The organism is Pantoea sp. ME81, assembly GCF_903970985.1.
In the GTDB taxonomy this organism is placed as follows: Bacteria; Pseudomonadota; Gammaproteobacteria; order Enterobacterales; family Enterobacteriaceae; genus Pantoea; species Pantoea communis.
The window spans coordinates 1-8,473 of record NZ_CAJCKS010000193.1; the positions used below are offsets into that span (position 1 = coordinate 1).

Genomic DNA, 8,473 nt, shown 5'->3' on the forward strand with positions numbered 1-8,473 from the left:
ACCTGCACGGCCACCAGCGCCTGCTTGCCGTTGCTGTAATGGCGATAGCTGTTAAGCACCTGTTCCATTAACAGCGGATCGCCGTTGTGATGTGCCGCAAACACCAGTTGCCAGCCCAGTTCTGCTGCCAGCCTGGCACTTTGTTCGCTGGCACCCAGCAGGAATCGGTTAGCCGGACGTGGCGGCTGCGGTGTGGCGCGCAGGATCTCTTCATCGCCCACCGGCGGAACATCCAGCCAGCTATCCAGCAGTGAAAGCTGTTCAGCAAAGCTGCCCTTTTCGTCTTGATGGATGCCCTGCTGTAAAGCGCGGGTGGAGAGCGGTAAACCGCCTGGCGCTTTACCCACACCGAGATCGATACGGCCTGGCGCGAGTGAAGCTAACAGGTTGAAGTTTTCAGCGACTTTATAAGGACTGTAGTGTTGCAACATCACGCCACCAGAGCCGACACGAATATGCTGCGTCTGCCCAATGATCCAGGCGATCAGCAATTCAGGAGAGGGGCTCGCCAGACGGTCAGTGTTGTGATGCTCTGCCAGCCAGAAGCGGTGATAGCCCCAGGCCTCAGCCTGCTGCGCCAGCTGTAATGTGCGATGCAGGGCATGCGACGCACTCTCTCCATAGGCAATCGGCGATTTATCTAACAAGCTCAGTCGATATGACATACGCCAAATCCTTTTCTTCAATGATGATGGCGAGCAGTGTGTGATGGCGGCGGGTAATGGGTAAAACATATTATTGTCGTATGCATTTTTAATTAATGCATATCAGAGAGACGCGGAATATTGATGGATAAATAAACAATGTAAAACAGAGGGTTGCGCATCAATCAGCGTTGCGAATAACGATTAATTATGCGTAATAAACTAATCGGGAAAGGTTTGCACGATTGGATATAAGTCTGACGGAATACACTCTTCGTTATAATATTGAACAGCAAAACGCACCGGAATAAATACCGGTGCGTTTATAAGGGATTTATTATTTTATCTGTGCCAACGCCGCTTCAATTCGCTGAGCGACCTCTTCATCTCCCTGAGCGTTAAACACCGCCTGCAGTTCGGCAAGTTGTGATTTGTCGAAGCCGACATTCATGCTGATCCGCAGATGTGATTGCAATTGCGACTCGACACCGCTCATTCCGGCTAATGCGCCCACAGTGGCTAATTCACGACTTTTCCAGTCCAGGTTGTCGCGCGCGAAAATGTCGCCAAACAAATGCGCTTTGAGGAACTGATCGATCGCCGGGGCGAATTCAAACAATGGCCCTTTCACCGGATTGCCGACCAGCGCCGTCTGATTGCGCGTACCGGCGGCTAGCATATTTTCTGGCGTTGGAACCGGCCCGGCCTCGTTGCCTGGCTGGTCATTTTTGCCCTGTAAGCAGCGGGCATCAATCACTTTCATCAATTCTCCCAGCGCGTTGAGGCTGCGAGGGAAACCGGCATAGGCATAAAGTTGCACCAGCACCTCACGGCACTGGCTGAGGGTCAGGCCCGCATCCAATCCCTGATTCAGCGCATCATTCAGTTTGGCAATATTGCCTGTCGCGGCATGGGCCGCAATCACCGCGATACTCTTTTGTTGCAGGGTCAATGGATGAGTCTGTTTTTGCCGTAGCGCGACATATTTTTTCTGTTCTGGCTCGGAGGGTTCATCAGCCAGACTCACTGAAGAGGCGAGCGCAGCGCACATCATTAATGAGGCATTGATGCTTTTCGTCATCTTTTACTCCTTACAGAGAGGCCGTGGAACCGTACTGCTCATCGCTCACTTTCTCCAGCCACTCCACCACCTGGCCGTTTTCAGCTTCAGCGATGGCAATGTGCGACATGCTGTTTTCCGGTGCGGCACCATGCCAATGTTTTACGCCTGCCGGGATCCACACAATATCGCCCGGACGGATATCACGTGCTTCACCGCCCCACTCCTGCACACGTCCCAGACCTGCTGTCACAATCAGCGTTTGCCCGAGCGGATGGGTATGCCATGCCGTGCGTGCGGAGGGTTCAAAGGTCACGGTCGCGCCGCCGATACGTGCAGGTTCGCTTCCCTGAAACGGCGCATCAATACGCACCGTACCGGTGAAATATTCTGAGTTGCCTTTAACCGAAGGTTTTTCACCACTTTGCCAGACAGTGATCATCGATGTGTTCTCCTTTGCAGAAACAACTGAGACAGATAACGCCAGTATGAGGGCAACAGCCATTCTCATTATGTCGGCTCCGTGCTTCAGGTTCGGGTGGTGACCGCTCTGGAATGGGCGGCCACATTGATAGCAGCTAAGAGTGTAGGATCACGCGGATTGATTGATAAGGTAGTCAAATCAGGATGGGTTTATGAGCAAAATTCACCAATAGGTATAACTCGTCAGTCAACCCTGATAGCGCACTGCTTCAATCAATTTTGAGAAGGCTGCGGTGTGCTGTTTACGGCTGGGATAATATAAATAGTAACCACTAAAAGGTTCGCACCAGTCTATCAGCACACACTGCAACAGACCTTCATCAATATATTTCCGCACAGAATCTTCCGGCGCATACAAAATCCCCATGCCGCTAAGTGCCGCTTCAATACGCGAACTGAGGTTATTGAAAATAAGCTGGCCTTCCACTTTGACGCGAATCTCTTTTTTATCTTTGGTGAACTCCCAGTTATACAATCCACCCAGTGTCGGCAAGCGCATATTGATACAGTTGTGATGCTGCAATTCATACGGCGTTTCAGGAATACCGTGATGTTTAAAATACTCGGGGGTCGCAACCACCAGCATTCTCCAGTCAGGACCGATACGCACCGCCACCATATCCTTTTCCACCTGCTCGCCTAATCTCACCCCGGCATCAAAACGCCCGCTCACAATGTCGGTCAGCGTGTTATCAACTGAGAGTTCAATGTTCACGTCAGGGTATTGCTGAAGATAGGGTTTAATTAATGGCCACAGGGTGGAGTGCAGCGCATGTTCACCGGCGGTAATCCGGATATTGCCCGAGGTACGCGTCTGATGTTCGGTCAATGCCACCAGCGCTTTTTCAATATCTGACATCAAGGGCGCGATATTCTGGATAAGTTGTTCACCGGCTTCGGTCGGTGCCACGCTGCGGGTGGTGCGCGTCAACAGCCGCGTTTTAAGGCGCTCTTCCAGGCCGCGCATCGCATGGCTCAGCGCGGATTGAGAGACACCCAATTTGGCAGCGGCACGGGTAAAACTGCGTTCCCGGGCGACCATCACCAGATAAACCAGATCGCTGAAATTTTCTCTTAGCATCGCTACTCACATCTCCGTTCAGGTCTACTGAAGCTATCACAATCAAACTGTCACTTAAGTGCTGTCTCATCTCACGCAAGTCAACGCAGGCCCTCAATTTTACGCGCGTTACTCTATAGCATCCGACTCACGGGTTTGTTCACTTTACGATGCATTATTAATGAGCATGACTAATAAACCCTAGCTGATTACAGGGTCTAATCAAATCAATCTCCTGAAGTTATGCTTTCCTAAATTCACGAAAGGGTAATCTCATGCAGACAGTCAAACTTAATAACGGTCTCGATATGCCTCTGCTGGGCTTTGGTGTGTTTCAGATGACCGATGCCACCGAGTGCGAACGCGCAGTGATTGATGCTATCGAAACCGGCTATCGCCTGATCGACACTGCGGCCTCTTATCAAAACGAAACGCAGGTAGGTAATGCGCTCCAGCAAAGCGGTGTTGCGCGCGACGAGTTGTTTGTGACCACCAAATTGTGGCTACAAGATACAAACTACGAAGGCGCAAAAGCACAGTTTGAACGCTCTTTAAACCGGCTGCAGATGGACTATGTCGATCTTTATTTGATCCACCAACCGTACGGCGATGTGCATGGCGCGTGGCGTGCGATGGAAGAGTTGTACGAAGCGGGCAAAATTAAAGCCATTGGCGTCAGCAATTTCCATCCCGATCGCCTGGCCGATCTCATCGCCTTTAACAAGGTTGTGCCCGCTGTGAATCAGATTGAAGTGAATCCCTTTCAGCAGCAGCTGCATGCGGTGCCATGGATGAAGAGCCGAAACATCCAGCCAGAGGCATGGGCGCCCTTTGCCGAAGGGAAAAACGGTTTATTCCAGCATCCGGTTCTGGCTGCGATAGGTGAAAAGCATGCCAAAAGTGTGGGCCAGGTGGTGTTGCGTTGGATCTTCCAGCGTGGCGTGGTGTCTCTCGCAAAATCAGTGCGCAAAGCGCGTATGGCAGAAAATATTAACGTGCTCGATTTCGAATTAAGCAGCGATGAAATGGGCCGTATTACCGCGCTGGATACCGCAACCAGCGCCTTCTTCTCGCATCGCGATCCGGCCATGGTGGAGTGGCTGACCGGTCGAAAAATCGACGTTTAATCCCTTTGAAATACAAAAAATCACCACAGCTCTTCAGGCTATCGATGTGGTAGGCGAGCGTTATCCAGTGGTTCACTCCGTAATGTTTTCAAGTTGAGGTCAGATTATCGTTGGTGCACTGCATGGTTTTATCAGGCATCAACTTCTGCTGCCCTCAACTCTTACTCAATGTGTAAGTAAACACCCGGCCATTCCTGGTTTGCACGGTAAGTGTTTTGCCTGCGGTGGTATCCAGCGTACGGGCTTCGCTGTATTTCCACATCATAAGGCGTTGCCCTTCCGGATAAGGGGATTCAGAATCAGGCGGCCCAAACATATTTATCAACTCGGCTCTGGTGGTTTTACCGGTCTGTATTTTCTGAATGTTCGCACTATCGAAATTATGCCCGACGGAGCTTGAGCACGCTGACAGCATAAACATTAAACCCGGGATCCAATATGCTCTCATTAAACTCCCCCCTCATGCTGTAAGCCATAACTATAAAACCTCTACATTATAGAGAGTTAACGCCACTTTTAATCGGCGAAGAATCTTAATTATTTCCCACAAGTCCATTCATTTTATTTTTTTCGCAAAAGCTTAGTGCAATTCCTTGGTTCTCCTCGCGGGTGCGGCATTTGATGATGAAATCCGCCCGCCGGGCTATTGAATCATAAGGAATTCACCATGAGTAAGCATTTTCACTTGCAGGCATTGAGCTTAGCCCTGCTGACTGGGATATTTAGCGCGCACGCGGCGGACACTGCGGTCAAGGGAGGTACGCTGGTGTATCTTGAACAGCAACCGCATACCAACCTCTACCCGCCTGCCGGTGGTTTCTACCCCAACGGCGGTATCCTCAACCAGATCACCGATAAGCTGACGTGGCAGAATCCAAAGACGCTGCAGGTTGAACCCTGGGTAGCGGAAAGCTGGAGCAGCAACGCCGATAAAACTGAATACACTTTTAAAATTCGTCCGGGCGTCACCTTCTCCGATGGCACGCCGCTGGATGCCAACGCGGTAGCCAAAAACTTTGATACCTACGGCCTCGGCAATAAAGCCCTTCGCTTACCGGTTTCAGAAGTGATTAATAACTACGATCACAGCGAAGTTGTCGATCCGCTGACGGTGAAGTTCTATTTCAAGAAACCCTCTCCGGGATTTTTACAGGGCACCGCGACCATCGGATCTGGCTTAGTTTCTCTAAGCACTTTGCAACGAAGCTTCGATCAACTGGGTGACGCACGCCATATTATTGGCTCCGGTCCGTTTGTGGTCAGTGATGAAAAACTCGGGCGTGAAGTCGATCTCACCGCGCGTAAAGATTATCAGTGGGGGCCGAAAAATATCGCCCAGCAAGGCCCGGCCAATCTCGATGGCATCAAAATTATCGTCACGCCGGAAGACAGCGTGCGCATCGGCGCATTGTTGGCGGGCCAGGCAGACTTTATCCGCCAGGTCCAGGCCTATGACGAAAAACAGGCGCAGCAGCAAAACTTCCCGATTTATGCCGCACCCACACGCGGTGTAAACGACAGCATCAGCTTCCGTCCTGACAATGCGCTGGTTAGTGATCTGAAGGTGCGCCAGGCGCTGTTGCACGCTACCAACGCGCAGCAAGTGGTGCAGACACTGTTCTCGCCTAACTATCCGCAGGCCACGTCGGTTATTGCCCATTCTGCAGCCGGTTACGTCAACCTCGCCGACAAGCTGAAGTACGATCCCACCCTGGCAAAACAGCTGCTTGATGAAGCTGGCTGGAAGGTCGGTAGCGATGGGATTCGTGAGAAAGAGGGTAAAAAACTCGCCCTCGCCATTTACGAATCCCTGCCACAGCCGCAGAACAAAGAAGTGCTGCAACTGGTGGCACAGCAGTGGCGTCAGGTGGGCGTCGCCTTAGCGGTGAAAGCGGGCGATGCGGGCAGCGCCACGCTGGATAATCTCGATCCGCTGAAAACGCCGCTCAACGTCACGGAAGTCGGCCGTGCCGATCCGGATGTAATCAAAAGCAGTTTCTACCCCACCAACCGTAACGCGCTGCTGCAAAAAGGCGGCTCCAGCGACAAGGTGCAAAACTTCCGCGACGACAAGCTGAATGCACTGCTGGTGGATATCTCAGCAGAAGTGGATCCGGCTAAACGTCTGGCTCTGACCGGCAATGTCCAACGCTATCTGCTCGATCAGGCTTACGTGATCCCGATCTTCGAAGAGCCGCAAGTGTTCGCGGGTGCTCCCTGGTTCAAAGGCGTGAGCTTTGAAGCCGTAGGTCGTCCTTCGTTCTACGGCGCGTGGCTGGAAAAACACTAAGGCAGGCTGATGATGCAACGTTCTCTGCTGCGAAGAGTGGGTCAAAGCGTGCTGGTATTATGGGCCGCGTTTACCCTGTCGTTCTTGCTGCTGCAGGTGCTGCCGGGCGATGCGGTGCTGATTAAATTCCAGAACCCGGATCTGGGCTTGAGCACGGATCAGATCGCTGAGATGCGGCTGGCTTATGGCGCGGATAATCCACTGTGGCAGCAATATTTCCATACGCTGCTGGCGATGCTGCACGGTGATTTTGGCTATTCAGTACAGGCTGGCGTGTCAGTGAGCGATCTGTTGATCAGCAACCTGCCCGCCACCCTGCAGCTGGCGGTGCTGGGTTTTGCGCTGGCCACGCTGCTGGCCTTTGCGCTGGCGGCACTGTCTCGCTTGCCCGCACTGCGTCTGCTGCGTTCGTTGCTGCAATCCGTTCCTGCGCTGTTTATCTCGCTGCCCACCTTCTGGCTCGGCATCGCGTTAATACAGCTGTTCTCGTTTCAGTTGCGCTGGATACCGGTGATCAACCCGTCGCCGTTGCAGGGTTTAATCCTGCCGGTGATCACCGTGGCGATCCCGATCTCCGCGCCGCTGGCACAAATCCTGCTGCGCAGTATTGACCAGATTTCAACGCAGCCTTATGTGGCGGTGGCACGAGCCAAAGGCGCCAGCGCCAATCGCGTGCTGTGGCGACACGTGATGCGCAATGCGCTGCTGCCGGTGCTCAACGTGGCCGGTCTGCTGCTGGGCGAGTTGATCGCCGGCGCGCTGATCACCGAAACCGTATTTGGTCTCAGCGGTATCGGCCAACTGACGCAGCAGGCGGTCAATAACCAGGATGTCGCGGTGTTACAGGCGGTGGTGATGATCTCTGCGCTGGCCTTTGTCCTGATCAATCTGCTGGTCGATGTGCTGATGCCACTGTTCGATCCCCGTTTGCAACCTATCGCCGGAGGAAGCCGATGAGCCTCGTCGATTACGCCACCGCTCGCCAGCGCGGCGCCACCCCACATACCCAACGCAGCTGGCAGATTCAGCCCGGACTCTGGCTGGCCTGGGCGGTGATGCTGCTGGCCCTATTAGCGGCATTCGCGCCGGGTTTATTCACCCATTACAGCCCGACCCAAGGGGTGCCCGGCGCGCAACGTTTAGCGCCGCAGGCCGCGTATTGGCTCGGGACCGATCAACTCGGCCGCGATCTGTTTACCCGTATTGTTTACGGTGCTTCACAGTCACTGGCCGCCGCTTTTGCCGCCGTTGCGATGGGCCTGATTGGCGGCACCACGCTGGGCGTTTTAGCGGGCGCTGTGGGCGGGCGCACGGAAAACACCCTGATGCGCCTTGTCGATGTGCTGCTTTCCATTCCCTCATTGCTGCTGTCACTTAGTGTGCTGATTCTGATGGGATTTGGCACAGTGCATGCCGCGCTGGCCGTGGGGATTGCCTCCATCGCCAGTTTTGCCCGGCTGGCGCGTGGTGAAGTGGTGCGTGTGCGGCGCAGCGAATATGTCGAAGCGGCCTACGGCAGTGGCGGCAGCTTTTGGCTGGTGCTGTGGCGCCACATTTTACCCAACTCGCTGACGGCGGTAATTGCCTTTGCCGCACTGCAGTTTGGTCAGGCGATTCTGGCGCTCTCCACCCTCAGTTTCCTGGGTTATGGCACACCGCCACCTACGCCAGAATGGGGATTACTGATTGCTGAAGGGCGTAACTACCTGGCCACCGCCTGGTGGCTCACCACCTTCCCCGGCATCGTGGTGGTGGCCGTGGTGCTGGCGGCGAATCGCATTAGTCAACAGATCGCCGGAGGTGGCGTAT

8 protein-coding genes are annotated in these 8,473 nt (G+C 53.7%); 4 read left to right on the plus strand and 4 right to left on the minus strand.

The features are described from left to right. The 4 genes from H7A81_RS23440 to H7A81_RS23455 all read right to left on the minus strand — a co-directional run. Positions 1-665: MsnO8 family LLM class oxidoreductase (locus H7A81_RS23440; RefSeq protein ID WP_182058863.1), on the minus strand; the 665-nt coding region annotated here is incomplete at its 3' end. Positions 666-981: 316 nt separating this feature from the next. Beyond that, entirely contained in the window at positions 982-1,725 is a 744-nt protein-coding gene (locus H7A81_RS23445) for a carboxymuconolactone decarboxylase family protein (RefSeq protein ID WP_182058864.1), read from the minus strand. Positions 1,726-1,735: 10 nt separating this feature from the next. Next, complete coding sequence (locus H7A81_RS23450; protein ID WP_255479029.1) at positions 1,736-2,146, minus strand: cupin domain-containing protein; 411 nt, start codon at positions 2,144-2,146, stop codon at positions 1,736-1,738. Between the two features lie 228 nt (positions 2,147-2,374). Next, positions 2,375-3,268 carry a LysR family transcriptional regulator gene (locus H7A81_RS23455; protein ID WP_034829771.1) on the minus strand — a complete coding sequence of 298 codons (894 nt, stop codon included), beginning with the start codon at positions 3,266-3,268 and terminating at the stop codon, positions 2,375-2,377. A 254-nt stretch (positions 3,269-3,522) separates the two neighbouring features. On the opposite strand from H7A81_RS23455, the gene H7A81_RS23460 reads away from it, so the two are divergent. The 4 genes from H7A81_RS23460 to H7A81_RS23480 form a co-directional block, all read left to right on the plus strand. After that, complete coding sequence (locus H7A81_RS23460) at positions 3,523-4,374, plus strand: aldo/keto reductase (RefSeq protein WP_182058866.1); 852 nt, start codon at positions 3,523-3,525, stop codon at positions 4,372-4,374. A 667-nt stretch (positions 4,375-5,041) separates the two neighbouring features. Next, positions 5,042-6,664 (plus strand): TIGR04028 family ABC transporter substrate-binding protein, encoded by a 1,623-nt coding sequence (locus H7A81_RS23470; protein ID WP_182058868.1) that lies wholly within the window; start codon positions 5,042-5,044, stop codon positions 6,662-6,664. A gap of 12 nt (positions 6,665-6,676) precedes the next feature. Beyond that, complete coding sequence (locus H7A81_RS23475) at positions 6,677-7,621, plus strand: ABC transporter permease (protein ID WP_182058870.1); 945 nt, start codon at positions 6,677-6,679, stop codon at positions 7,619-7,621. Then, a partial coding sequence (locus H7A81_RS23480) for an ABC transporter permease (protein ID WP_182058869.1) occupies positions 7,618-8,473 on the plus strand: 856 nt, incomplete at its 3' end. The genes H7A81_RS23475 and H7A81_RS23480, both read left to right, overlap by 4 nt.